This is a genomic window from Bradyrhizobium altum (assembly GCF_020889705.1).
In the GTDB taxonomy this organism is placed as follows: domain Bacteria; phylum Pseudomonadota; class Alphaproteobacteria; order Rhizobiales; family Xanthobacteraceae; genus Bradyrhizobium; species Bradyrhizobium altum.
Window position 1 is genome coordinate 105,900 of the sequence record NZ_JACMYP010000001.1, and the last position, 23,464, is coordinate 129,363.

General features: G+C 63.2%; 26 protein-coding genes and 1 pseudogene. 14 read left to right on the forward strand and 13 right to left on the reverse strand.

The window, feature by feature from the left end; all coding sequences use genetic code 11:
* Positions 1–85 precede the first annotated feature (85 nt).
* The 8 genes from H8B02_RS00470 (at position 86) to H8B02_RS00505 (ending at position 6,874) form a co-directional block, all read left to right on the forward strand.
* Entirely contained in the window at positions 86–988 is a 903-nt protein-coding gene (locus tag H8B02_RS00470) for a branched-chain amino acid ABC transporter permease (protein WP_312000581.1), read from the forward strand.
* Entirely contained in the window at positions 985–2,004 is a 1,020-nt protein-coding gene (locus H8B02_RS00475; RefSeq protein ID WP_229164001.1) for a branched-chain amino acid ABC transporter permease, read from the forward strand. The genes H8B02_RS00470 and H8B02_RS00475 overlap by 4 nt, the downstream gene beginning before the upstream one ends.
* Positions 2,005–2,006: 2 nt before the next feature.
* Positions 2,007–2,762 (forward strand): ABC transporter ATP-binding protein, encoded by a 756-nt coding sequence (locus H8B02_RS00480; protein ID WP_229164003.1) that lies wholly within the window; start codon positions 2,007–2,009, stop codon positions 2,760–2,762.
* Complete coding sequence (locus H8B02_RS00485; RefSeq protein WP_229164004.1) at positions 2,759–3,475, forward strand: ABC transporter ATP-binding protein; 717 nt, start codon at positions 2,759–2,761, stop codon at positions 3,473–3,475. Before H8B02_RS00480 ends, H8B02_RS00485 begins: the two co-directional genes overlap by 4 nt.
* 85 nt (positions 3,476–3,560) lie before the next feature.
* Positions 3,561–4,787 (forward strand): CaiB/BaiF CoA transferase family protein, encoded by a 1,227-nt coding sequence (locus H8B02_RS00490; RefSeq protein ID WP_229164005.1) that lies wholly within the window; start codon positions 3,561–3,563, stop codon positions 4,785–4,787.
* On the forward strand, positions 4,784–5,560 hold the full coding sequence (locus H8B02_RS00495; RefSeq protein WP_229164010.1) for an enoyl-CoA hydratase/isomerase family protein: 777 nt from the start codon (positions 4,784–4,786) through the stop codon (positions 5,558–5,560). The genes H8B02_RS00490 and H8B02_RS00495 overlap by 4 nt, the downstream gene beginning before the upstream one ends.
* A complete protein-coding gene (locus H8B02_RS00500; protein WP_229164012.1) occupies positions 5,561–6,016 on the forward strand; it encodes a MaoC family dehydratase in 456 nt (151 codons plus the stop codon). It abuts the gene before it with no gap.
* Between the two features lie 3 nt (positions 6,017–6,019).
* The gene (locus H8B02_RS00505; RefSeq protein ID WP_229164014.1) at positions 6,020–6,874 is read left to right on the forward strand and encodes an HpcH/HpaI aldolase/citrate lyase family protein; all 855 of its coding nucleotides are present in this window, start codon (positions 6,020–6,022) and stop codon (positions 6,872–6,874) included.
* On the opposite strand, the gene H8B02_RS00510 is transcribed toward H8B02_RS00505, so the two are convergent.
* The 6 genes and pseudogenes from H8B02_RS00510 to H8B02_RS00535 form a co-directional block, all read right to left on the reverse strand.
* Complete coding sequence (locus H8B02_RS00510) at positions 6,875–8,110, reverse strand: CaiB/BaiF CoA transferase family protein (protein WP_283842113.1); 1,236 nt, start codon at positions 8,108–8,110, stop codon at positions 6,875–6,877. It lies immediately after the preceding gene.
* Positions 8,107–9,150, reverse strand: coding sequence for a TRAP transporter substrate-binding protein (locus H8B02_RS00515; RefSeq protein ID WP_229164015.1), 1,044 nt, complete (start codon positions 9,148–9,150; stop codon positions 8,107–8,109). Before H8B02_RS00515 ends, H8B02_RS00510 begins: the two co-directional genes overlap by 4 nt.
* Positions 9,151–9,190: 40 nt before the next feature.
* A complete protein-coding gene (locus H8B02_RS00520) occupies positions 9,191–10,480 on the reverse strand; it encodes a TRAP transporter large permease (RefSeq protein ID WP_229164016.1) in 1,290 nt (429 codons plus the stop codon).
* Entirely contained in the window at positions 10,477–11,037 is a 561-nt protein-coding gene (locus H8B02_RS00525; RefSeq protein ID WP_229164018.1) for a TRAP transporter small permease, read from the reverse strand. The genes H8B02_RS00520 and H8B02_RS00525 overlap by 4 nt, the downstream gene beginning before the upstream one ends.
* A gap of 17 nt (positions 11,038–11,054) precedes the next feature.
* Entirely contained in the window at positions 11,055–12,086 is a 1,032-nt protein-coding gene (locus tag H8B02_RS00530; protein ID WP_229164020.1) for a TRAP transporter substrate-binding protein, read from the reverse strand.
* A gap of 342 nt (positions 12,087–12,428) precedes the next feature.
* Positions 12,429–13,900 (reverse strand): annotated as a pseudogene (locus H8B02_RS00535) (ATP-binding protein).
* A gap of 2 nt (positions 13,901–13,902) precedes the next feature.
* Between H8B02_RS00535 and H8B02_RS00540 the strand changes: the two are divergent.
* Positions 13,903–14,070 (forward strand): hypothetical protein, encoded by a 168-nt coding sequence (locus H8B02_RS00540; protein WP_376711577.1) that lies wholly within the window; start codon positions 13,903–13,905, stop codon positions 14,068–14,070.
* A 10-nt stretch (positions 14,071–14,080) separates the two neighbouring features.
* Here the strand turns inward: H8B02_RS00540 and H8B02_RS00545 are convergent, their stop codons facing one another.
* From H8B02_RS00545 to H8B02_RS00555, 3 genes are all read right to left on the reverse strand, one after another.
* Positions 14,081–15,235, reverse strand: coding sequence for an OpgC domain-containing protein (locus H8B02_RS00545; RefSeq protein WP_229164022.1), 1,155 nt, complete (start codon positions 15,233–15,235; stop codon positions 14,081–14,083).
* A 166-nt stretch (positions 15,236–15,401) separates the two neighbouring features.
* Positions 15,402–15,677, reverse strand: a complete 276-nt coding sequence (locus tag H8B02_RS00550) for a hypothetical protein (protein WP_212310257.1) — start codon at positions 15,675–15,677, stop codon at positions 15,402–15,404.
* Between the two features lie 161 nt (positions 15,678–15,838).
* Positions 15,839–16,477, reverse strand: a complete 639-nt coding sequence (locus tag H8B02_RS00555; RefSeq protein WP_092115615.1) for a LexA family transcriptional regulator — start codon at positions 16,475–16,477, stop codon at positions 15,839–15,841.
* Positions 16,478–16,604: 127 nt separating this feature from the next.
* Here H8B02_RS00555 and H8B02_RS00560 point away from each other — a divergent pair, with 127 nt between their 5' ends.
* The 5 genes from H8B02_RS00560 to H8B02_RS00580 all read left to right on the forward strand — a co-directional run bounded on the left by H8B02_RS00560 (position 16,605) and on the right by H8B02_RS00580 (position 20,727).
* Positions 16,605–17,165, forward strand: coding sequence for a GcrA family cell cycle regulator (locus tag H8B02_RS00560; RefSeq protein WP_229164024.1), 561 nt, complete (start codon positions 16,605–16,607; stop codon positions 17,163–17,165).
* Between the two features lie 93 nt (positions 17,166–17,258).
* Positions 17,259–17,834 carry a DUF6456 domain-containing protein gene (locus H8B02_RS00565; protein ID WP_229164026.1) on the forward strand — a complete coding sequence of 192 codons (576 nt, stop codon included), beginning with the start codon at positions 17,259–17,261 and terminating at the stop codon, positions 17,832–17,834.
* A 359-nt stretch (positions 17,835–18,193) separates the two neighbouring features.
* Positions 18,194–18,616, forward strand: a complete 423-nt coding sequence (locus tag H8B02_RS00570) for a GFA family protein (RefSeq protein ID WP_229164028.1) — start codon at positions 18,194–18,196, stop codon at positions 18,614–18,616.
* A 304-nt stretch (positions 18,617–18,920) separates the two neighbouring features.
* Complete coding sequence (locus H8B02_RS00575) at positions 18,921–20,183, forward strand: CaiB/BaiF CoA transferase family protein (RefSeq protein WP_229164235.1); 1,263 nt, start codon at positions 18,921–18,923, stop codon at positions 20,181–20,183.
* Between the two features lie 361 nt (positions 20,184–20,544).
* The gene (locus H8B02_RS00580; protein WP_229164237.1) at positions 20,545–20,727 is read left to right on the forward strand and encodes a hypothetical protein; all 183 of its coding nucleotides are present in this window, start codon (positions 20,545–20,547) and stop codon (positions 20,725–20,727) included.
* 23 nt (positions 20,728–20,750) lie between these two features.
* On the opposite strand, the gene H8B02_RS00585 is transcribed toward H8B02_RS00580, so the two are convergent.
* From H8B02_RS00585 to H8B02_RS00600, 4 genes are read right to left on the reverse strand one after another with little or no spacing between them, the layout of a single operon-like run.
* A complete protein-coding gene (locus H8B02_RS00585) occupies positions 20,751–21,071 on the reverse strand; it encodes a cupin domain-containing protein (protein ID WP_229164030.1) in 321 nt (106 codons plus the stop codon).
* Positions 21,068–21,808, reverse strand: a complete 741-nt coding sequence (locus H8B02_RS00590; RefSeq protein ID WP_229164032.1) for a YqcI/YcgG family protein — start codon at positions 21,806–21,808, stop codon at positions 21,068–21,070. The genes H8B02_RS00585 and H8B02_RS00590 overlap by 4 nt, the downstream gene beginning before the upstream one ends.
* A 40-nt stretch (positions 21,809–21,848) precedes the next feature.
* Positions 21,849–23,141 (reverse strand): MFS transporter, encoded by a 1,293-nt coding sequence (locus tag H8B02_RS00595; RefSeq protein ID WP_229164034.1) that lies wholly within the window; start codon positions 23,139–23,141, stop codon positions 21,849–21,851.
* The gene (locus H8B02_RS00600) at positions 23,141–23,455 is read right to left on the reverse strand and encodes a hypothetical protein (RefSeq protein WP_229164035.1); all 315 of its coding nucleotides are present in this window, start codon (positions 23,453–23,455) and stop codon (positions 23,141–23,143) included. Before H8B02_RS00600 ends, H8B02_RS00595 begins: the two co-directional genes overlap by 1 nt.
* Positions 23,456–23,464 lie beyond the last annotated feature (9 nt).

The window sequence follows — 23,464 nt, forward strand, 5'->3', positions numbered from 1 at the left end:
CGGGGCGGAGGCAGCGTGCTGTCTCCGCCTTGCATCTGATGTTGTCGCGCGCCGGCGTTGCGGCCCGCCGTAATGGATGATTCTCGTGGACCTCGACGCGCTCGCCAGTTGCCTCACCAGTCCTGCATGCCTGGTGACGCAGACCACCAGCGGCCTGATCATCGGCATGCTGCTGTTTCTCGTCGCCGTCGGGCTGACCCTGATCTTCGGCGTGCTCAAGGTGGTCAATTTCAGCCACGGCGCCTTCTATATGTTCGGCGCCTATTTCGCGATGACGGCCTATCAGCTCACTGGCAGCTTTGCGCTGGCGATCCTGAGCGGTGCCGTCGGCACCGCGCTCCTCGGCCTGATCTTCGAACGCGCCTTCATGAGCCGCGTCTACGGCCGCGACGTGCTGATGCAGCTTTTGGTCTGCTACGCCTTCGTGCTCATCTTCGACGATGTCGTCCGCATGATCTGGGGGCCTGAATTCAGGTCGATGGGTATGCCGGCAGCGTTCCAGGTGCCGCCGCTGTTCATCGCCGGCGGCGTAGTGCCGCCTTATTATCTGCTGCTGATCGGGGTGGCGCTCGCGGCCGCGGTGGTTCTCGGGCTGGGGCTGGCGCGCTCCAGGATCGGCAAGGTGATCCGTGCGGCCGCGCACAATCCCGGGATGGTGTCGGCGCTCGGTATCAACACCGGGCTGATCTATGGCGGCGTGTTCGCGCTCGGCGGCATGCTGGCGGGGCTGGCGGGAGCACTTGCCGCGCCGGTGCGCTCGCTGACGCCGGGCATGGGCTTCTCGGTCCTCATCGAGTCCTTCATCGTCACCGTGATCGGCGGCATGGGTTCGATCCTGGGTGCGCTGATCGGCGCGCTCCTGATCGGCCTGATCCGCTCGTTCGGATCGCTCGGCTTCCCGCTGTTCACCGAGGGGCTGATGTATCTCTTCATGGTGATCGTACTGGTGTCGCGTCCGACCGGCCTGTTCGGCAAGGAGGTCGCATGACCGAGTTGCAGGCCGGGCAGGGCGCGCAGCCCCTCAAGGTGCCCCGGATCGACGCCAGGCCGCAGCGCTATCGCGATGTGCTGATCGCGCTCGCGGCCTTTGTGCTGCTTGCGCTGCTGCCGATGGTGTTCGGCAGCAAGCAGCTGCTCGACTTCGTGATCCGCTGCGCAGCCTACGGATTGTTCGCGACGTCGCTCAACCTTCTGGTCGGCTACACCGGACTGATCTCGTTCGGGCATGGCATGTTCTTCGGCCTCGGCGCCTATGGTTTCGGCCTCATGATGCAGAAGACCGGTGTGCCGATCCCGGTGGCCTTCGTCGCCACGCTGGCGATGACCTTCGTCGTCGCCGTCGTCATCGGCGCGATCTGCGTGCGGCTGAAGGAGATCTATTTCGCCTTCGTCACGCTGGCGTTCCAGATGCTGGTTCATTCGACCATCCTGTCGTGGCAGTCGCTGACCGGCGGCGACCAGGGACTGCGCGGCGGCATTCCGCGGCCGCCGTTTCTCGGCATCGACCTCTCGAACCATCTGCATCTCTACATCACGAGCTGCGCGCTGCTGGTGATCGGGCTGTTCCTGATGCGCCAGATCGCGCAGTCGCCGTTCGGCTACACGCTGCGCATGATCCGCGACAATGCCACGCGGGCGAGCTTCATCGGCATCGATGTCTGGCGCGCGAAGCTGACTATCTTCGTGCTAGCGGCGCTGTTCGCGGCGGCCGGCGGCATCATCATGGCGCTGTTCGTCTCCGGCGCCTATCCCGAATTCGCCTACTGGACGATCTCGGGCGAAGGCATCTTCATCAATATGCTTGGCGGCGTGACGACCTTCCTCGGGCCGATGGTCGGAACAGTGCTGCTGCTGATCCTCAACGACACCGTGACCCGCCTGACCGAGTATCACGGCATCGTGCTCGGCATTGTGATCCTGTTCTTTGCCATCGGCCTGCGAAAAGGCCTCATGGACTTCGTCGTCGAATGGTACGGCCATCGACGTGGTGAAGGGCGCGGTTAGCCATGCTGGAAATTCGCGCCCTCTCGAAATCCTTTGGTGGCGTCAAGGCGACCGACAACGTCTCGCTCGACTTTGCCGACGGTTCGCTCACCGCCGTGATCGGCCCCAACGGCGCCGGCAAGAGCACCTTCTTCAACCTGATCACGGGCGCGCTGCGGCCGGATGCCGGGCAGATTTTGCTCAATGGCGTCGACATGGCGGGCAAGACCCCGCCCGAGATCGTGCGCCACGGCATCGGTCGCGCCTTTCAGGTCGCGAGCATCTTTCCGTCGCTGACGGTCGAGGAGACGATGCTGGCAGCGGTCTGTGCCGATCAGCGCCGTGCCGGCGTGATGCATCGCCGCTTTCCGCTGGCCGAGACGCGCGACCGCGCCGAGCATGCAATGGAGCTGCTCGGCCTTGCGAGCAAGCGCAACAGGACCGCGGCGACGCTGTCGCATGGCGACCAGAAGCTGCTCGATATCGCGCTCGCGCTGGTGCTCGATCCCAAGGTGCTGCTGCTCGACGAGCCGACCGCGGGCATGGGCACCGAGGAGCGCTGGCGCATGATCGATAAGGTGCGCGAGCTCTGGGAGAAGCAGAAGATCACCGTCGTGTTCATCGAGCACGACATGGATATCGTGTTCAAGATCGCACCTGAGATCGTCGTGCTGTGTTACGGCCGGATCCTGGCGACCGGGACGCCTGATGCGATCCGCAGGAATGAAGCCGTCATCGAGGCCTATCTCGGCAGCGACGACCACGCGGGGGTGGTATGAGCACGCAGCCGATGGTGCAGGTCGAGGACCTCGACGTCTATTATGGCACCAGCCAGATCCTGTTCGGCGTCGGACTCTCGGTGCGGATGGGCGAGACCATGGCGCTCCTGGGCCGCAATGGGGCCGGAAAGTCGACCACCATGAAGGCGATCATGGGGCTGGCGCCGGCGCGCCGCGGCAAGGTGACCTTGCGCGGCAACGTGGTCTCCGGGATGAGGCCGCACCACATCGCGCGGGCCGGGCTTGGCTTCGTGCCGGAGGACCGCCAGATCTTCCCCGAGCATACGGTCGAGGACAATCTCGTCATCGGCCAGAAGACGGGGCCCGACGGCGAGGACGAGTGGTCGATCCGCCGCGTCTATGACGTGTTCCCGCTGCTGGAGCCGCTGCGGCACCGGATCGCCGGCAGGCTGTCCGGCGGCGAGCAGCAGATGCTGGCGATCGCCCGCACGCTGATGGGCAATCCGGTGCTGCTGCTGCTCGATGAGCCGAGCGAAGGGCTGGCGCCGATCATCGTGCAGCGCATCGGAGAATTGCTGCGGCAGCTCCGCGGCACGGGTGCCACAGTATTGATCGCCGAGCAGAACATGCATTTTTGCCTTGGCCTTGCGAGCCACGCGACGGTTATCGACAAGGGACAGATCGTCTACACATCCTCCATCGATGAGCTGAAGGGCAACGACAACATCCGGCAGCGCTATCTGGCGCTGTAGGGCATGATCCGGAAAAGTGCGCAGCGGTTTTCCGATAAGATCATGCCCAAGAGAATAGGGCTCTTCGAAAGTCATGGGAGGACAAATGGCGGGCGAACGCAAGCTGATGCCTACGCACGAGGCGCCGTATCGCGGGCTGAAAGTGCTGGATTTCGGGCAGGGGATCGCCTCGCCCTATTGCGCGATGCTGCTCGGGGTCTACGGCGCCGACGTCATCAAGGTCGAGCCGCCTGAAGGCGACTGGTCGCGCTATTTGGGCACGACCTATGGCAATCACACGACGTTGTCAGCGGTCTATAACCGCGGCAAGCGCAGCCTGTGCCTCGACATGAAACACAAGGACGGGATTGCGATCGCGCAGCTTCTGGCGCGCGAGGCCGATGTGCTCATTGAAGGATTTCGCCCCGGTGTCGCGGAGCGGCTCGGGCTCGGCTATGAGAGCCTGTCGCGCGACAATCCGGGTCTGGTCTATCTGTCGGTCAGCGGCTTCGGGCAGAGCGGGCCGTATTCAAAGCGGCCGGGTTCGGATTCGGTGGCGCAGGCGTTCTCAGGACTGGTCTCTGTCAATGTCGGTGCCGATGGCGTACCGCATCGGGTCGGCACCACGATCTCCGACGTCGTCACCGGCGTCTACGCGTTCCAGGCGATTGCGACGACGCTGTTCGCGCGAGCGACGGTCGGCACCGGTCGCTGGATCGATGTCAACCTCTGCCAGTCGACGTCGGCGCTGCTTGGCCATAAGGTCGCGGAATTCATCCTCGAGGGCGGTGCCCCGCGCGCGCTCAATGTGCCGGCCGGCACCTACCAGACGCAGGACGGCTGGATGATGGTCACGCTGGTGAACGAGCCGCAATACAAGCGGCTGTGCGGTGCGATCGACCGCGAGGATCTCGCCGGCGATCCCCGTTTCGCCGACTTCGCCCGGCGTGCGGACGCGGCCGATTCGCTGATCCCGCAGCTGCGCGAGGTGTTCCTGACGCAGCCGACGGATGTCTGGCTCGCGCGGCTGCACAGTGCCGATATCATCGCGGAGCGCATCCTCAATCCCGGCGAATGGCTGCGCAACCGCCACGTCGAGGCGACCAGCGCGTCGGTCCGCCAGGATACGCCGGGCGTCGGCGCGGTCTATTCGCCGCGGACGCCGGGGATCGCGAGCCTGTCCGAGGATCATCTTTGTCCTGCGCCGGACGTTGGGCAGGATAGCCGCGCGGTGCTGACAGAGGCTGGCTTTGGTTCGGCCGAGATCGACGGCTTGCTGCTGTCGGGCGCGGTGCGGCAGGCCAAAGCGATGACAGGAGGCAAGACATCATGAGCACGGACCTCGTTCGTTACTCGATCAGCAACCAGATTGCGGAGATTGTGCTGGACCGCGGGCCGGTGAATGCGCTCAGCATCCCCTTGATCGACGCGTTGCTGGCGGCGTTGGCGAAAGCGCGCGACGACGATGCGGTGCGCGCCGTGATCATCAGTAGCGCGCACAAGGTGTTTTGCGCTGGCCTCGACCTCGACATCGTCAGGGGCAAGCCCGCGATCGAGACCAAGGCATTCCTCGAGCGGCTGTACTTCGCGCTGAACGATACGCAGTACCGCATGGGTAAGCCGACGATCGCGGCGATCGACGGCGCGGTGCGCGCCGGCGGCATGACGATCGCGATATCATGTGACATGATCGTCGCGGGCGACAGCTCGACCTTCGGCTATCCCGAGATCGATGTCGGCCTGATCCCGGCGATCCACTTCGTGCAGTTGCCGCGGCTGGTGGGCAAGCACCAGGCGTTTGGCCCGCTGTTCCTCGGCGAGCCCTTCGATGCCGCGACCGCCTATCGCATGGGGCTGCTCAGCGAAGTGGTGCCGAAGGGCACCGCGCTCGGGCGGGCCCGCGAGATCGCGCGCAAGCTGGCCGCGAAATCGCCGATCGTGATGAAGATCGGCCGCGACGCCTTTATGCGCGCGGTCGATGCCGACTTCCGCCGCTCGGTGGAGAACACCGCGGAAAGTTTCGTGGTGGTCGCATCGACTGAAGACTGTCAGGAAGGGCTAAACGCGTTCGTTGAGAAGCGAGCGCCCAACTACAAGGGACGGTAAATGGCTGGATTGTATTTCGAAGAGTTCGAGGTCGGGCAGGAATTCCATCACGAGTTCAGCCGGACTGTGACGGAAATGGACAACACCATGTTCAGTCTCCTGACCATGAACCCGCAGCCGCTGCACATCGACGCGCACTTCTCCGAGAAGACCGAGTTCGGCCAGCGGCTGTTCAACAGCCTCTATACGCTCGGCATCATGATCGGCATGAGCGTGTACGACACGACCTTGGGAACCACGGTCGGCAATCTCGGCATGACCGACGTCAAGTTTCCAAAGCCGGTTTTCCATGGCGACACGCTGAAGGCGCATACCAGGATCATCGGCAAGCGCGCCAGCAAGTCGCGGCCGACCCAGGGTCTCGTCGAGTTCGAGCACACCATGACCAACCAGCGCGGCGAGGTGGTGGCAAGCTGCCGCCGCACCGGCCTGATGCACTGCAAGCCGAAGGCATAGACGATGCGATCGTTCCTGTTCGTTCCCGGCGACAACACCCGGAAATATGAGAGCGCGAAGAAGACCGCAGCCGACGCATTGATCCTCGACCTCGAGGACTCCATCGCACCGGAGCAGAAGGTGGTTGCGCGCGGCATCACGCGCGAGATGCTCGATGCGCGCAATCCGGACCAGAAGCTCTATATCCGCGTCAACGCGCTCGACACCGATCTGACGCTCGGCGACCTCGCGGCCGTGATGCCCGGAAGGCCTGATGGCATCGTGCTGCCGAAATGCGCCGGCGCCGCCGACGTCAACAAGCTCGCGCTCTATCTCGATGCATTCGAGGCCGCCTCAGGTATCGCGCAGGGCACCACGCGGATCGTTACGGTCGCAACCGAGACGGCGCGGGCGGTGCTGAAGATCCTGGACTTCGAGAACATGAGCCCGCGGCTCTGGGGCATGATGTGGGGTGCGGAGGACCTTGCGGCCTCGCTCGGCGCAACGCGCAACCGCACCGACGGCCGCTATCATTCGCCCTTCATCCTCGCCCGCGACCTCTGCCTGATCGGCGCAGCAGCGGCCGGCGTGGTTGCGATCGACACGATCGCCACCGATATCAACGATCTCGACGCGTTGAAGGTGGAGGCGATCGCGGCGCGGCAGGACGGCTTCCTCGCCAAGGCCGCGATTCATCCCAAGCATGTCGATGTCGTCAACGCGGCCTTCATGCCGACGGACGAGGAGATCGCATGGTCGGAGCGCGTGATCGCCGCGTTTGCCAACAATCCGTCCGGGGTCGCCAAGATGGACGGCAAGATGCTGGACAAGCCGCATCTGCGCGCCGCCGAGAAAATCCTGGCGTCGCGCAGGAAATAGTCAGTCGGGTTCGATCAGCGCGCCCTCCTTGAGGAGGGCCGCAATCTCGGCATCCGCAAGTCCAGCCTCGCGCAGGATCTCCCGGCCATGCTCGCCGAGGTTCGGCGGATAGGTCCGGATCGATGGCGGCGTCTTGCTCCAGGTGGCGACCGGGCCGGCCACGCGCAGCGTGCCTTCGGTCGGATGCTCCATTGATTGGATCAGCCCAACGGCGGTCAGATGCGGATCGTCGATCAGACTGTCGAGGTCGTGTAGCGGTGCATGCGGAATGTCGGCCTCTTCGAAGAAGCGCATCCATTCGGCGGTGCTGCGGGTCTTCATCATCTGTGAGAACCAGTCGTAGACGAAGTCGTAGTTCCGGGTTCTTGCTGAGATGCTGTTCAGCCGCGGGTCGCGGTCGGCTTCGTTCGCAAGGCCGATCTTGACGAAGAACGCGTTCCATTGCTTGTCGGAATAGACCAGCGCGCAGATGTAGCCGTCGCTGGTTTGATACGGACGGCGGTCCGGCGACAGCAGCCGGGAGTAGCCGGGCGGTCCGATCGGTGGCTCGAAGCTGCGGCCGGCCATGTGATCGCCGAGCACGAACTGCGCCATGGTCTCGAACATCGGGATTTCGATCGCCTGGCCTTCGCCGGTGCGCTCGCGGTGAAACAGCGCCGCGAGGATAGCGTGGACGGCATTGAGGCCGACGATGCGGTCGGCCATGGTCGCCGGCGAGTAGCGCGGCTCACCGGTGATCTTGCCGGTCAGCGCGGGCAGGGCGGTCAGCCCCTGGATCAGGTCGTCATACGCGGGCCGGCCGGCATAGGGCCCGGTCTCGCCGAAGCCGTGCAGGCTGGCATAGACAAGCCGCGGGTTGATCGCAAAGAGATCGTCGGCTCCGAGGCTCAGCCGCGCCATCGCCGCAGGACGGACGTTGTGGACGAACACATCGGCATCGGTGGCGAGACGCAGCAGCGCCGCGCGGCCGCTGGCCTTCTTCAGGTCGAGCACGATCGAGCGCTTGTTGCGATTGCCCTGCAGATACATCGCGCCCATCGCGGCATGGCGCATCGGGGCGGCGTGGCGCATCACATCGCCATCGGGGCTCTCGACCTTGGTCACGTCGGCGCCGTAGTCGCCGAGGATCATGGTCGCGTAGGGTCCCATCATCACGCTGGTGAGGTCGATGATCCTGACGCCGGCGAGCGGGCCCGCCGGCGCGCATGGTTTTTCTCTCGTCGGTGCCTTGGTCAATGGGTGGCGGCCAGTGCTTCGGTGAAGGCCTTGAAGACGTCGGTGCCGGGCTTGCCGCGCTTGTCGACGTCCTTCACCCAATCCTGTGCCACCGACTTGAAGGCGGTGTCGAACACCTTCTTGTCGCCGGCGCTGAAGTTGATGACCTTCATGCCCTGCGACTTGATCTTGTCGGCCGCGGCCTTTTCTCCGTCCTCGAACCGCTTGCAGGCCTCGTGCGTGGTCTGCTCGCCGGCCTCGACCAGCGCCTTGCGCACATTCTCGGGCAGCGACTTGAATTTCAGCTCGCCGATCGAATAGGTGAAGATCGCGGTGCCGAAGTTGAGCCCCTCGGTGCCCGACTTCAGGATCTTGCCGAAGTCGTAGGATGCCGAGCTCTGGTAGGAGAAGATCAGCCCGTCGAGCGTGCCGCGGGTCAGCGATTCATAGATCTCGGGCGCGGCCATCCGCACCGGAACGCCGCCGATCGAGCGCATCATCAGGTCCATGGCGCCGCCGGTGGTGCGGATCTTCAGGCCTTCGAGGTCCTTCGCGGTCTTCACATCGCGGCTGGTCGCAAGCTGGACCTGGTAGGCTGGCAGCGCGAGCGTCACCAGCGGCCGAAGCTGGTTCGGCGCAAACTCCTTGGTCTCCAGGATGCCGCCATTGTGCGAGACCTTGTAGAAGGCGAGCGAGCCTTGGCATTCGCTGTCGAAGATGCCGGGTAGTTCAGCGACGGCCGTCAGCGGAAACTTGTCGGACGCGTAGGACGGCACGATGTAGGAGACGTCGGCAACGCCGAGCGCGGTGAGCTGGGCCATGTCCTTGGCCTTGCCGAGTTGCTCCGCCGGGAAGTGCTGGAACGTGACCTGGCCGTTGGTCAGCTTGGTGACGAGCTCCGAAAACGGCTTGCCGACGAGCTCATGGATCACGTGGCCGGACGGCAGGCTGTCGGCAAGGCGCAGGGTGATCTTCTCCTGGGCCAGGCCCGATGATGCGGAAGCCGCCAGCAAGGCGGTGGCGACACCTGCGCCGGCGAGGAAACGGGAATAGAAATTCATAACAGTCTCCCAGAGATGGCCGTCTCGACCGACGGCTTCTTCAATGTTGCATGTGGTTCGGCAGCCAGAGGATGATCTCCGGGAATGCCACGAAAATGGCGATGGCGATCAGATGCGCGATGAAATGCGGGAATGTGCCGTGGAACACCTCGCCGACGGGGCGGTGTGCATAACGCGCCACGATGAAGCAGTTCAATCCGATCGGCGGAGTGATCATGCCGACCTCGGCGGTCACGATCTTGATGACGCCGAACCAGATCGGATCGAATCCGAGCGACTTGATCAGCGGCAGCACGATCGGAACCGTCAGCACCAGGATCGCGATCTGATCCATGAACGAGCCGAGCACGATGTAACCGCACAGGATCAGCGTGATGATGATCCAGCGCGAGACGTCGAGCCCGCCGACCCACCCGACGATGTTCTGCGTGACCTGGGTGAGGGTGAAGAAATAGCCGAAGATGTGCGCGCACATGATGATCAGCACGATCATGCAGGTGCCCTGGGCGGCATGCCGTAACGTCGTGTAGAGCGAGGTCAGGTTGATCTTGCGCTTCCAGCAGGCGAGGCAGAAGGCGCCGAATGCACCGAACGCCGAGGCCTCCGTCGGCGTCGCGATCCCGAGATAGATTGTGCCTGTGACGATCGAGAACAGGACCACCATCGGGCTCACCTGCCAGAGCAGGCTGAACCGCTCCGACCATGTCACGGCCGAAATCGTCGGTGCGCGCGAGGGATCGAGCAGCACCAGGATATAGATCGTCGACATGATGATGATGGTGACGAAGATCGCCGGGATGATGCCGCTGATCAGGAGCTTTCCGATGTTCACCTCGGCAAGCAGGCCGAAGATCACGAGCGCCACCGAGGTCGGCAGCAGCATCGCCAGCGTGCCCGAGATCGCGACGACGCCGGCGGCCATTTTGGGCTCGTAACCCTGGCGGATCATTGCGGGCAGGCTGGTCGAAGAGAGCGTCGCGGCCGAGGCCGTGCTGGTGCCGCAGATCGAGCCGAAGCCCGCACCGGCCAACGCGGTCGCCATGCCGAGACCGCCGGGGATGCGTCCAACCCAGGCCGCGGCGGTCTTGAACAGATCGTCGGCGACGCCTGACAGCAGCACCAGGTCTGCCATCAACAGAAACATCGGGATCGTGATCAGCTCGTAGGAGGTGACGGCCGACAGCGGCGTGGTCTGCAGCACGCCGAGCAGGATCGGCAGGCCGCCGGTCAGATAGAGGCCGAGCCCGCCGGAGAACGCCATGGCGAACGCGACCGGTGTTCCGATCGCGAGCTGGAAGAACAGCAGCGCGAGGATGAAGGTCGGGATCATTCGAAACCTCCGGCAGCCTTGTCCGAATGACCGGAGATGGCCGGCAGCGGCAATATATTCTCGCCGGTCAGGAGGCTTACGGTATTGGCAATGAGATGGACGGCAAGGCGGAGCGCGAGAATTCCCGCCCCGACCGGCACGAAGATCGAGGACGCCCAGGTCGGCCACGGGATCGCACCGGCCATCACGTCGCCCGACACATAATTGTCTAGCGCGCGCTGATAACCGAGCCAGGCGATCGGAACGAAGATGGCGAGGCCAACGACGTTGGAGATGATGACGCAGAGGCGCTGGATAATCGCCGAGAAGCGCGGCAGCAGGATATCGACGCTGATATGGCCGTTGACCGCGTAGGTGCCGGAAAGGGATAGAAAGAACACGCCGGCCATCACGTAGAGCGAGATCAAATCATAGGCCCAGGAGAACGGCCGGTTGAAGACGTAGCGCATCACGACATCGGAGAAGACTATGATCATGATTGCAAACATCATGGCAGCGGCGATGGCCGAGGTCACCTTTTCGATGGCGGTCAGGGCCTTCAGGCTCGTCTTGATCACGTTGGGCTCCCGCCGCGTTACTGGGCCGGCACGGCCGCAACGGCTGCACTGAATTCCTTCAGGGCGTCGCTGCCGTGCTTGCCGCGCGCATCGAGCCCGTCGGCCCATGCCTTGCCCACGCCCTTCGTCAGGTCTTTGAGCTTGGCAACGACGTCAGGCTGCAAGGTGTCGAAGTGGACTCCTGCGGCTTCCATCGACTTCATGGTCTCGCTGTCCTGCTTCTGCACTTCCTTGCAGGCGGACGGCAGGATCTCCTCGGCGGTGTCGATCATCGCCTTCTGGATCTCCGGCGACAGTTTCTTCCAGGCGTTCTCGCTGATCGAATAGGCGACCACGAAGCTCGCAAAGCCGAAGCCGTCGGTGGAATGCTTCACGAGCTTGTCGGCGCCATAGGCGACGACGCTCTCGAGCGGAAACAGCAGACCGTCCATCGTGCCGCGCGACAGCGACTCGTAGGCGTCGGGGGCCGCCATCCGCACCGGCACTGCGCCGATCGCGCGCAAGGTGAGGTCCTGCGCGCCGCCGGTCGACCGCAGCTTCAGTCCATTGATGTCGGTTGTGTCCTTCACCGGCTGCTTCACGGTCAGGATGCGATAGGGCGGCAGGCTCACTGCGAGCAGCAGGCGGATGCCGTTTGCGGTATAATCCTGCTGTGCAATCACACCGCTCCGCGCGGCCTTCCAATAAGCGAGCGTGCCTTGGCAGGAATGCTCGAATGCGCCGGGGAGCATCGCGACTTCGGAGACCGGCATCTTGTCGGACACGTAAGCGGGCGCGACATAGCCGATATCGGCGACGCCGGTTTGCGTCAGCTTGAGCATGTCGGCGGCCTTGCCGAGCTGCTGGGCCGGATAGTGCTCGAACGTCACGGCGTTGTTGGTGCGCTTCTGCACCTCGGCCATCCAAGGCTCGAGCACGAGGCGGACGAGGTAATGCCCTTTCGGAAAAGAGTCGGCCACCCGCAGCTTGATCGGCTCCGCCGCTGCCGCCAGATTGATCGATGCGATGAGGAAGCCGTAACCGGCCAGCGTCCGCCGAAGCCCGCCCATATGTCCTGCCCCTGAGTAGCCTTGTTGTTTTGAGCAGCTGCGCACAAACGAATTTGCGCGTCAAGCAGGGCTCGGCTGAGCATGCATGATCGGACAACCAGAGAGCGCGGGCCACCACGCGCCGACGCGATTGCTAGGGCGGAAGGGATCACGCGAGGACGTCGATGCGCCTGATTTCAAGCCGTAAGCGCGATGGCCAACCGGCTGGAAGCTGATGCTGAGAGGCAACCAGATCTCGATCAATTTTGTCCACCACGCGGGAAATTCCTCCTGTGTGCTCGACGGCTCAGCGCCGCTGGCGGCATGGCGGCCGCGATCATCATCGAGCGGGTCTGACGCCGGTTAGACCGCAGGAAACTCCAGCGCGAAAGCGACGCCCTGCCTGCTGGGCAGGGGACGGATCGTGCCGCCATGGCTCACCATGACCGCTTGCGCGATGGCGAGGCCCATGCCGGTGCCGCCGCTATCGCGGCGGGTGGTGAAGAAGGCATCGAAGATCTTGTCGCTGTTGGCGTTGGAGATCGGGTCGCCATCGTTGCTCACCGTCATCCTGAGGGTCGAAGCTTCGGCAGTCGCTTCGAGCTGCACCGACCGGGCATTGTGACGGAACGCGTTGTCGGCCAGATGCGCCAGCACGATCAGCGCCTTCTCGCCGGACATCCCGATCGGGCGGTCGAGGTCGCCGCTGGCCACGATTGTCCGCTGCGCAAAGCGGCTCTTCAGGTTCGCGATGACGCCAGAGAGTGAGGTCTGCTCGTTCTGCGGAGCGCTCTCTGCGCGCGCCAGCTCGCGCAGCCGCTGGCTCATCGCATCGAGCCGCGCGACGTCGCCAAGGATGTTCGAGATGAAGCTCTGTTGCTCGGATCGGGTCAGCGTATCCGACTTGCTTTGAAGCGAATCCTGCAGCAGCTCGGCCGCGCCCCTGATCGATGTCAGCGGCGATTTCAATTCGTGCGTCAGGTGTGCCGAGAAGGTGGCGATGTAGTCGGAACGGCGCGACAGCTGCTGGGCCATGTCGAGGAAGCTGTCGGAGAGCTGGGCCAGCTCGCGGGTGCCATAGTGCTGCAGGGGCTGAAACGCATTGCGGTCGCCGCGGCCGATCCGCGCGGCGCGATCGACGAGCTCGCGCATCGGACGCGTGACTGTTCGTGAGAACATCAGGCCGATAGCAACGGTCGCCAGCAGCACGGCCAATGTGGCGAGCAGGAACTTGCCGCGCTCCCGATAGAGATGATCGAAGATGTTGCTCGGCGTCCGCGACGTGTAGATCACGCCGGCGACGTGATCGTTGACGATCACGGGCATTGCGGAGAAGACATGGACACCGACGCCGCGGCTGATCGAATAGATCGGTGGCGGAGGCTTGTCCGGCATGCGGATACGGAGCGCGGCGCTATACTGGCCGCCAAGCGCCGCGGCCACTTCCTCGATATGGGCAAGCGACTGCCCGACCTCCTGGCGTCCGGCGATCACCACGCCTTGCGGATCGAGAATACGGAAGCCCGCCAGTGTGACCTTCTGGGTCTCCAGGATGATGGGCATGAGCGCGGTACCGATCTCGACATAGCCGGATCCGCTGGCTTCGCCGCCGGCAACGCATCGGGCCGCCGCCGCAGCAGGTCGTTGCCGGCGAGATCGAGCGCGGGACGGATCGGCGTCACCTGGTCGTCGGGGTCGGGCAGGGCCTCCTGAGGGACTGTAGCGCCGAGCGGGATGCCATCGCCAAGCTGTGCCTTCACGTGTTCGGCGTAGATCGCGGCAAGGACAGGGCTTTGCGCAATCAGCGATCTATCAGCACGATGTCTGCACCGCAGTCGTGGAGGCGTTGAACGCGGGCGTCGATCTGTTGCTGGTCGCCTATGACGGGTTGCAGTTCTACCGCCTGTTCGCTTGCGCGACGGATGCAGATGCGCGAGGGGGCCTCGACACCGCCATGCTGCACGACAGTGAGACGCGGCTAAGGCGCGCGCTGCTGGTCGACTAGATCGATGGATTCAGGAATGAGCGCCGACCGCAGATTTGTTGTCCTGCTGCTTCGACCACGAGACGTAGTAGGCGACAGCCGTCATTGCCGCGAGACCGGCGAGGCTGACCGCGACCTGCCTTGTCAGTGAGTAAGGGCCGGTGATCAAAATCAGGTGCGCGGCGAAGGAGAGGAACACGCCTGCACAGAACACGGCCAGCCATTCCTCGCCGCACTTGATGATCGGCTGCAGGGCGTAAGATCGCAGGTATCCCCAGTCGCGCGGCACCAACCAGGTGAACAGGAATGTCAGGGTCAGGAAATGCAGGATGCGGTGAGGTGCGACATCCTCCCGGTCGTTCTGCAGCAGCATGTCGCTCAGTCCGCTCGGCATCATTTGGGCGAGTGCGGGGATATCGCTACTGGAGACGATCGTCAGCGCGAACAGCAGGTACAACAACGCCGTGGCGCGCAGCGCGGCAACGGCCTGCATCGCGCGGATCGCGGGTGCATAGCGCGTGCCGATGAGCGCGAGCCAGCCACCCATCACGAACAGCAATTGCCAGCAGAACGGATTAAGGTACCAATCTCCGTACGGATATGAAGTCAGGTTCCAGTCGAACACGCGGGCGGTAGCGTAAAGCGCCACTGACGCGAGAAGCGTTGCATTCGGCACGTGGAGCAATCCGAGTACGACGAACGGCTGGAAGGCCATCAGGGCGATAGTGAGTTGCAGCACGTCGAGATTGAGCGGTTTGGCCTGCAGGAACAAGCCGTAGATCAGCGTCCGGATCGGGTGGTCGATGAATCCGGTGATGTTGAACTCGCTGATGATCTCGGGCGCCGCGGTCCGCGTGGCGACATAGCTGATCAACTCGACATAGATCACGAACAGGACGATATAGGCAGCATAGAGCTGCCATACGCGCTTGAAGATCCGGGTCGCAGCCACGACGAATCCGCGCTCCAGCGCCATCCGGGCGTAAATGAGCGTCACCGCATAGCCGCCGATGAACACAAAAAGGTCGGTCGCGCCGCTAAAGCCGAAATTGTGCATGGTCAGCGCACTGACGACGTTGTGCGGAACGTGATCCAGGAACAGAAACCAGTTTGCGATGCCAAGCAGCAGCGCGATCCTGAGATCGCCATCGGCTCTCGCGATCTCGGCGTTTGTTGTCGAAGTCATCTGAAGCTGAAATCTGCCGGCCCGAGAAAACGATTTCGCGAATCTAGTGGGAACCCACGCCCGGTCCGAATAGACTCTGCGTGAACCCTATCTAGTCCGTTTCGGGTTCCGGCCAAGTGGCCGGTTCAAGAAAGATCACGTTTTCGCAATCACCGCGTGAGCGCGGTCAGACCGGCTCGTGTTTGCGCAGGTCGCGGGCGTGATCCAGTGTACTGGCTTGCAGGTTCGCGCCGGTCGGGGCGACCTCCGGCAGGGCAGCCTCCGCGAGGATATCGTCCGTGATATCCTCGACCGAGCACTCGGCAACCTCGTGGATGAAGCTGATGTTGGTGTATTCCCCTGACGCGACCCGTGAGATGACCTCGCGCCGCGTCATTTCGGGATCGACGATCGCCTCGCGGCCACGGCGGCCATAGTCGATCATCACAACAAAATACTGCATTGCCTGGCGGTTCGATGCGTTGACTTTCGTTGTCCATTATTTCCGATAATCGGAATTATGTCAAGGGAAATTGACGATAATCGGAACTCGGGCGCGGTCGCACCAACCGATTCGGGCCGAAGGCACCCGAATCGGTCAGGCCAGCCCCTGAAGCCGGGCGGCTATTTCTCGGACGACCGTCCGCCCTGCGCCCGGGCTGATTTGCGGCCCTTCGCCGCCGTCTTGCCGCGCAGCCTTTCGATCTGGCCGCGGGGCAGGGTGACGCAGATCTCGCCGATCCATTCGAGCTTGACGCCGTTGATCGGCTTGGCATTGAAGCTCTTGAGGTTGACCGTGCCGGATGAGCTGCCCCGCTCGATCGTCTTCAGATAGCGCTCGCCGCTCTTCAGCCGGACCGCAGCTTCCTCTCCGTAGAAGCTCGACAGCGGATAGCGCTGCTCGCGATACACGACGATGACATCGCCGTTCTCGTATTTCGGCAGCATCGAATCGCCCGAAACCTCGAAAGCGACGGTTTCCTCCGTCATCGGGAAGGGAAGCTCGATCTCGCCGAGACCCTCCGGCGGGACCTGCTCAAGTTCCGGCTGGATCGAGGCGCCGGCGCCGACCCGGCCCACGATCGGCACCGCGTTCAGCTCCAGGTATTCCATGATCGGGGCGATCTCCGATGCCTTGATCAAGCGGATTCCCGACAGGATTTCGGACACCGCCCCGGCCCGAACCCCCATTGCGCGGGCAAGCCCGCCCTTGCTCTTTCCCGTCTTTTCCAGAGCTCGTTCGATAAGTGCCGCGTCCAGCATGTTTCATCCTCTCCAAAGCTGGACATACTCTTACCGTTACGATTATCAGAATTCAAGCTTGACTTTTTCTTCGGAATATCGGAAGCTATGCGAGGCGCCGGCGGAATGGCAAAAATGGGAATTTGGAATGGATATGGTGAACTGGCTGCCGGAGCATTCGGCTGCCTTGCAGGACCTGCGCGCCCGCGGCTTGTCCTATTCGGAAATCGCTGACACGATCAACGCAACCTTCAGCACGGCCTATACACGCGACGCGGCCCTCAGCCGGGCGCAGCGCATGGGGCTGGCGGGCCTCGATCGGCCAGAGCCGTCCCTGCCAGGGCATCTCGATCCACCCAAGCCGGCCTTGCCGGAGCCACCGAGGATCGGGCGCCTGCGTGAAGGGCGGGCCGAGCTCAAGCCCGATCTGCTTCGCTGGCCGAAAAGCTTCACCGAAACGGTGGAGATGCCCCAACTTCGTTGCGCGGCGGTCGCGCCACGGCACCTTTCACTGTTCGACCTCAAGCGCGGAGACTGCCGCTATCCCTATGGCGGGGATGCCGACGGCGAAACCATGACCTTCTGCGGTCACCCGCGCCGTCCGGGCGCGAGCTATTGCACGCCGCATTTTCACCTGAGCCGCGATCCCGAGGCATCGACGAGGCCGGTACTGAACGACGCCTGGCTTCAAGCCATCGGGGCCATCTGAGGCCGCTCATCTTCCGACCGATCGATGTCGGTCCACAACCCGAGTCGCGCGGACGACGCCGCGCGCTTTCATCACACATTTCGGAGGTCACCAATGCCGCGCGCAAAACGCCGGAAACCGTACGATCCCGCTGGAACACATGATCGGCGCTCCCAGGATCTGCCCTTCAACGCCGAGGTGGCGACCGTCGAGATCGACGATCCCCTCGCGCTCGAGCCGGGCGAGAAGATTGTTGCCTTTCGCTCGATACGCAACGACCCGCTCGGCCGGTTGCATGCACACCGGCAGATCGACGACACCCAGTACCGAAGCGGTCGGGCCTTCCAGAACGATTGGGAGAAGGCCGAGCGCGGCCCTCGCGCGGTGGATACGACGCGTGAATATGTTGACGGCGGTCAGCAACGTGAGCCGATCACGGAGGGGCAGCGCCAGGCGACCTTGCGCCTCAATCGCGCCGAGCATGAGCTCGGTGCCGACGGTTCGGCGCTGGTCCACGACGTCCTGATCCTCGGCATGACCATGGAGCAGGTGGGGCAGCGGCGCGGCTTGCGTACGCAGCGCTGGCAAGACTATTTTGCGCGGCGCCTCAAGGAATGCCTGGATCGGCTGGCGCTGATGTACGGCCTTGCGACGCCGAACAAGGTTCCCGTGAAGGACCATCAACGCTGATCTGAAGTGATGTGCTGACGCGCCGGTTGCCGCACAGGCAGCCGGCACGGCAGCGAGTCATCACATTGCGGCACTGTGCTTTGCCTCACACTGAGCTCGTCCTGATCTGTTTCGAAGACGGTCGACAGCCGCGCGGACTCTCATGTAACTTCGCTCGCGTCGACGATCTGCCCGCATTGGAGCGTAGTGATTGCCTCCGGTGCGAGGAATGGTCTGGTACGTCCACAAGGGAGTTCGCAGCGGCTACGCCCGCTTAATCTTATCCTGCATCGCGAACATCACGAGTAACGTGGGTCGATGCCGGCGCGGAGTCTGATCAATTCACCCTCCGATCAATTCACCCAAGGGAGAACCGAGCGATGAATCACACTGGAACCTGCTTTTGCGGCGCGGTCGAACTCAAGGTCACCGGGGAACCTGAGGCGATGGGCTACTGCCACTGCCGTTCATGCCGCTCCTGGTCCGGCGGCCCAGTGAATGCGTTCAGCCTGTGGAAGCCCGGGGCGGTCGAAGTCACCAAGGGCGCTGATCATGTCGGGACGTTCGAGAAGACCGCGATGAGCCAGCGCAAATACTGCACCAAGTGCGGTGGTCACTTGATGACGAACCACCCGACACTTGGGCTCGTCGACGTGTTCACGGCAACGATCCCAACGCTGAAGTTCAGCCCCGGCGTTCACGTCAACTATTCGGAGGCGGTGCTGCCGATACGCGATGGCCTGCCGAAGCTGAAGGATTTTCCGGCCGAGTTCGGCGGCTCCGGCGAAGTGATCGCCGAATAGCGCGACGGTTCTCGAGCGGGTAGCGACGGAGCGTCGCTACCCGCCGATGTCCATTCTTCCGCTCGCCGGACGCGCTGACGGATCCGGTATCCGGCGGGTTTCCTCGACATTCGAACCGTTTGACCGTGTCGGCGCTGCCGGCACTACGGGACCCCCTTGCCGGTGACAGCCATGTCAGGCGAAGGTCCCGCCCTGCAAAATCCGGGTTTGGTCTTGGTGATGGGCTTCCGCTAAAAGGCAGGCAGTGCCGGTCCTGGCAAGGGCCGTCGTATTTCGCCTGACAAAATAACAGAGGAAGCGTCAGATCATGACCAAACCAGAATTGCCAGGGCGCGCGCCGCGCGGGGAAGGAGTTCCGACGGCGCTCGATGGCCTGCTGGTGGTCGACTTCACCCGCGTCGTCGCCGGCCCGGCCTGCACGCAAACGCTGGCCGATTTCGGGGCCGAGGTCATCAAGATCGAGAATCCGGACGGTGGGGATGACACGCGAGCTTACGAGCACGCCGAGATCGGCGGAGAAAGCGCAGCGTATCTGAGCCTCAACCGCAACAAGCGCGGCATTGCGCTCGATTTCAACAATCCTGCGGCACTCGAAGTCGCGCGCGCGCTGATTGCCAAGGCAGACGTCGTGGTGGAGAATTTCTCCGGCGGCGTGATGAAGAAATTCGGTCTCGACTATGCGTCGGTGTCGCCGACCAATCCGCGGCTGATCTATTGCTCGATCTCCGCCTATGGCCGCAAGGGTGATTTCGCGCTGCGCCCGGGCTTCGACCCGATTACGCAGGCCGAAAGCGGCTTCATGTCGCTCAACGGCTTTCCGGATGGCGAACCGGTGCGCACCGGGCCGCCGATCGTGGACATGGCAACCGGTATGTCGGCCTGCAACGCCATCCTGCTCGCCTTGATTGCGCGGGATCGGCTCGGTCGCGGGCAGCAGGTCGAGGTCGCGTTGATCGATACCGCGGTGTCGATGACCGGCTTCTACGGCATGGCCTATCTCATCAACGGCAACAACCCCGGCCGCTTCGGCAACTCACCTAACGGTTCGCCGACCGTCGGCGTTTACCGGGCGTCCGATGGTCCGCTCTATATGGCCTGCGCTAACGACCGGCTCTATCGCCGGCTCGTGACCGACGTACTTGAGCGCCCGGATCTCGTCACCCACCCCGAGTTTGCTCACCGCAAGGCGCGGACCGCCAACAAGGAGAAGCTGCGCGCCATCATCGCCAGCGTGTTTGCAAGCGACACGCTCGAGCATTGGATGGCAAAGATGAAGAAGGCCAATATTCCGGTTGGCTATTTGCGTACGGTCGAGGAAGGCTTCAACGCACCCGAGGTGCGCGACCGTCATCGCCTGAGCAAGATCGCGCATCCGACCGCCGGCTCGGTTCCGAACATCGAGTCGCCGGTCAATATGAGCCTGACGCCGACGGTCGATCCCGTTGCGGCTCCGCTGCTCGGTCAGCACACTCGGGATGTGTTGAGCAAGACGCTTGGCTACGACGACCGGCGCATCGCCGCTTTGGCCGAGGCAGGCGCGTTCGGCAGGCCAGGTAACACCGGCTAGCCGTTTGGTCTGAACCAAAGATCAGATACGCGCTAACCACCTGACCTGAGGCGAGAGGGAAGCCTCTCGCCTCGCAAGATGTCGTTCAGACGTCGCGGGCCCCCATCGCGTGCCGGCGGCCTTCGATACGGAACTGGCCCGTTCGGGACCTCAGTTCGGCTTGCTGCGCAAGTTGTTCCTTGGCATACTTTCAACTTCCTCGGGCTCCGCCCGATCAATCTCGAGACGGGCCATCCGGAGTATGAGGGTTGCCGTGGTCAGGCCAAGGCGTTCGGCCTCTTGCGCTGCGGTGTCGACCTTCTGGGCCAAGCCTTCACGTTTACCTGGGTATGCCATTCGTAATCCTCACTTAAGGTGCGAGATGAAAAATCCCACATACGTTGCAGAGCTGCAGAACAAGCTCGGAGCTCCATCGAGCGAAACACTGGAAAGCCTGCGATTGTTGAAGGCTTTCCTTCGACTTGCGCCCGACCAGCGTTCCGAGGTCATCGAGCTGGTCGAACGTTTGGCGGTTGAGCCGCCGCGCGATCCCTTACTGTCCTGAGGTGTTCGCGTTTTTCCTGGATGTCAGTTGTTCATTGGCCTGGCGGGCGGCTGCGTCGCGATCACGTAGATTGCACCACCCTCGAGCGCTTCGGATTGATGCCGGGTGCCGGCAGGCAGCAGGATGGTGTCGCCGGCACCGACCACCCGCTCACCGCCGTCCCAGATGAAGTTCAACCGGCCGCTGATGATCATCAGGATTTCATCGACCGGATGGGTATGGAAGTGATGCACCTTGCCGGCCGCATCATGCTGCAGCTCGACGGACCCCTGGGCCGGGAGCAGGTTCATGATCTCCGGATCGATGGCAAATTCGGTCTTCGTGCCCGCGATGATTTGGGTCATGCTGCCTGTTCCTTGTTCGCGATAGCTGGCGTCTTGTTCTGCGCGAGCTTGGCAAAGGGGCAGCCTCCGCTCGCATTGTTGTCGTCGTGCAGGAAGTACTGCAGATATTCGCGGCCATCGGTCGCGCCGTAGCGGCCAAGAAGCGGAGAGGGGCTCGCGCTATCGTACGGGATCAGGCGCTTGCGCACCTCGGCGAACGCGGCGGTCGCCGCCTTTTCCGTCCCGAGGATCTTATCGAACACCCAGCGCGGCTGGAACGTGAGCATGAAGGCGCTGGACCGGCGGCTCTGGCGCATCACATGGGCCGGCGTCGTGCACACGACGAAGATCGGCTCACCCGCAAACGAGAACTCCCACATGGGGTGGTCGATCTGTTCCGGAATCTCGGTCGGCCACGGGTTCTTGTCCAGGCGTGCGAGCTGGTCGAGCGTGAGCCACATCTTGCGATAATAGGCATCAAGCGTCTGCACGGGGCGGGGACGCGTGAACACGATCAAGGAGGTGTTGGGGCCGAACGAGCGCGCCTCTGAGACATATTGTGCGAGCTGCTCGCCGAGCACGGCGACGTCATACGGATCGAGGAACAGATAGCGGAGCTGATCCTGGCGATGTCCGGTCACCCCGAACACGCAAGGGAACGGCCTTGCCTCGCTGCTCATCTGCGCTTCAAACTCGGAGAACATCACGCTCTGCCAGCTACTGACCGGAAAGTTTGACGCGACTTCGCCTTTTCTCAAGAACAAGCGCTCCATAACACCCCCTACACTCATAACGACACTAACGGGCTATCAACTTGCTTCTCATCAATAGCGGCCCGGCAATGCCCGGCAGCGACATGAGAAGCAGAATGACGATCAAGGCGCTGTAGCCGCCGTCACCGATCGCGGCCGTGTTGTGCACGGCGTCGGTTCCGGAGGCGTTGCTGGCGGCAAGCATCGCAAAGCCGATGATCGGCTGCGAGACGCCGGCGAATATCCCGGCAGCAGTGGTGTTCACAGAAGCGCCGACACCGATCAGTTCGGAGGTGTAGAGCTTCTTCACGCATTTCAGCACCAGCGGGACGGTGCCGCCGGCGACGAGCCCCAAGGCCGTGAACACGACGGTGACGTAGGCGAGACCAAATGTCCGGGCGACCTGCGGCAGCAGCATTGCGATCAGCAGCATGCGCAATACGCAAATGCCGATCAATGCGCGGTCGAGCGCCGCCGCGGCACGATCGGCGGCGTGACCGAGGAAGATCGAGCCGAGCGCATTGCCGATCATGAAGGCGAGCAGCGGCGTGCCGGCGGCCGTCGGAGAGATATGGAAGAAGTGGGCGACCATCGGAATGCCCCAGACGCCCGACAGCGTCGTCACAACCGCGAAGTGCGACGCAAACGTCATCGCACAACCCCAGTTCGCGATATGGGCCAGCGATTGCCGCGCAGCGATCACGACGCCCTTCAGCGTCTTGTTGCTGTGCGATGCCGGATCAGGCTTGAGCGCGAGTTTGGCGAAGGCGAGGTTGGCGAGGCCAATGCAGGCGATGAACAGGAAGCAGGCCCGCCAGCCAAACCCCGAGACGGCGGCTGCGAGCGGCGTGGTCGCGATCACGCCTCCGACATAGCCGGAGACCTGCGAGATGCCCGACATCATGCCGAACCGCTCGTCAGCGAAACTTTGTGCCACGAACTTGAGGAGTGCCGTGAAGACCAGCGCATCGCCGCAGGCGACGATCAGGCGCGCAGCAAAAACGTCGAGCAGGTTCGGCGCCAGCGCGAACGCTGCGCTGCCGAGCGACGAGGCGATCATGCTGACAAGGACGACGCGCTTGACGCCGTAACGATCGACCAGCAGGCCGGCCGGAATCTGCATCAAGGTGTAGCCCCAGAAATAGCTCGAGGCGAGCATCGCAACACCGGCCGCATCGGTGCTGAAGTCGTGCATGAAACTAAGGCTTACCGATTGCGGTGACACCCGCTGCAGGAAGGCAATGGCGTAGGCGATGGCCACTGCCGTCCAGGCGAGATAGCCGCGGTCGGTGAAGCGCGACGTCGGGGCGTAAACGGCTTGTTGTCCGAGCATCGACATCACACCCTCGCGTAACCCACCGAGAACAGGGCATCTGCTGAATTCGGAATCTTCCGCGACATCGCAGCATCGACCAGCGACGCGGTGCCACGATAGGCCTGCCGGTGGTGTTTAATGTGGCCGTAAGCGCCACGCATGATCATGTCGGGCAGTTCGAGCGGCTTGCCCGGATAGAGTGAGGTGCACATCTCGACACAGGCCGCCTGCAACGCCGGGTCCTGCGCATCATCGAGCAACGATGGAGTCACTTTTTCGCAAATTTTAGCGTTCGCTGCCCAGACGATCGGATTGCGGGTCCGCCAGCCGTAGAGCACGTTGCCGTC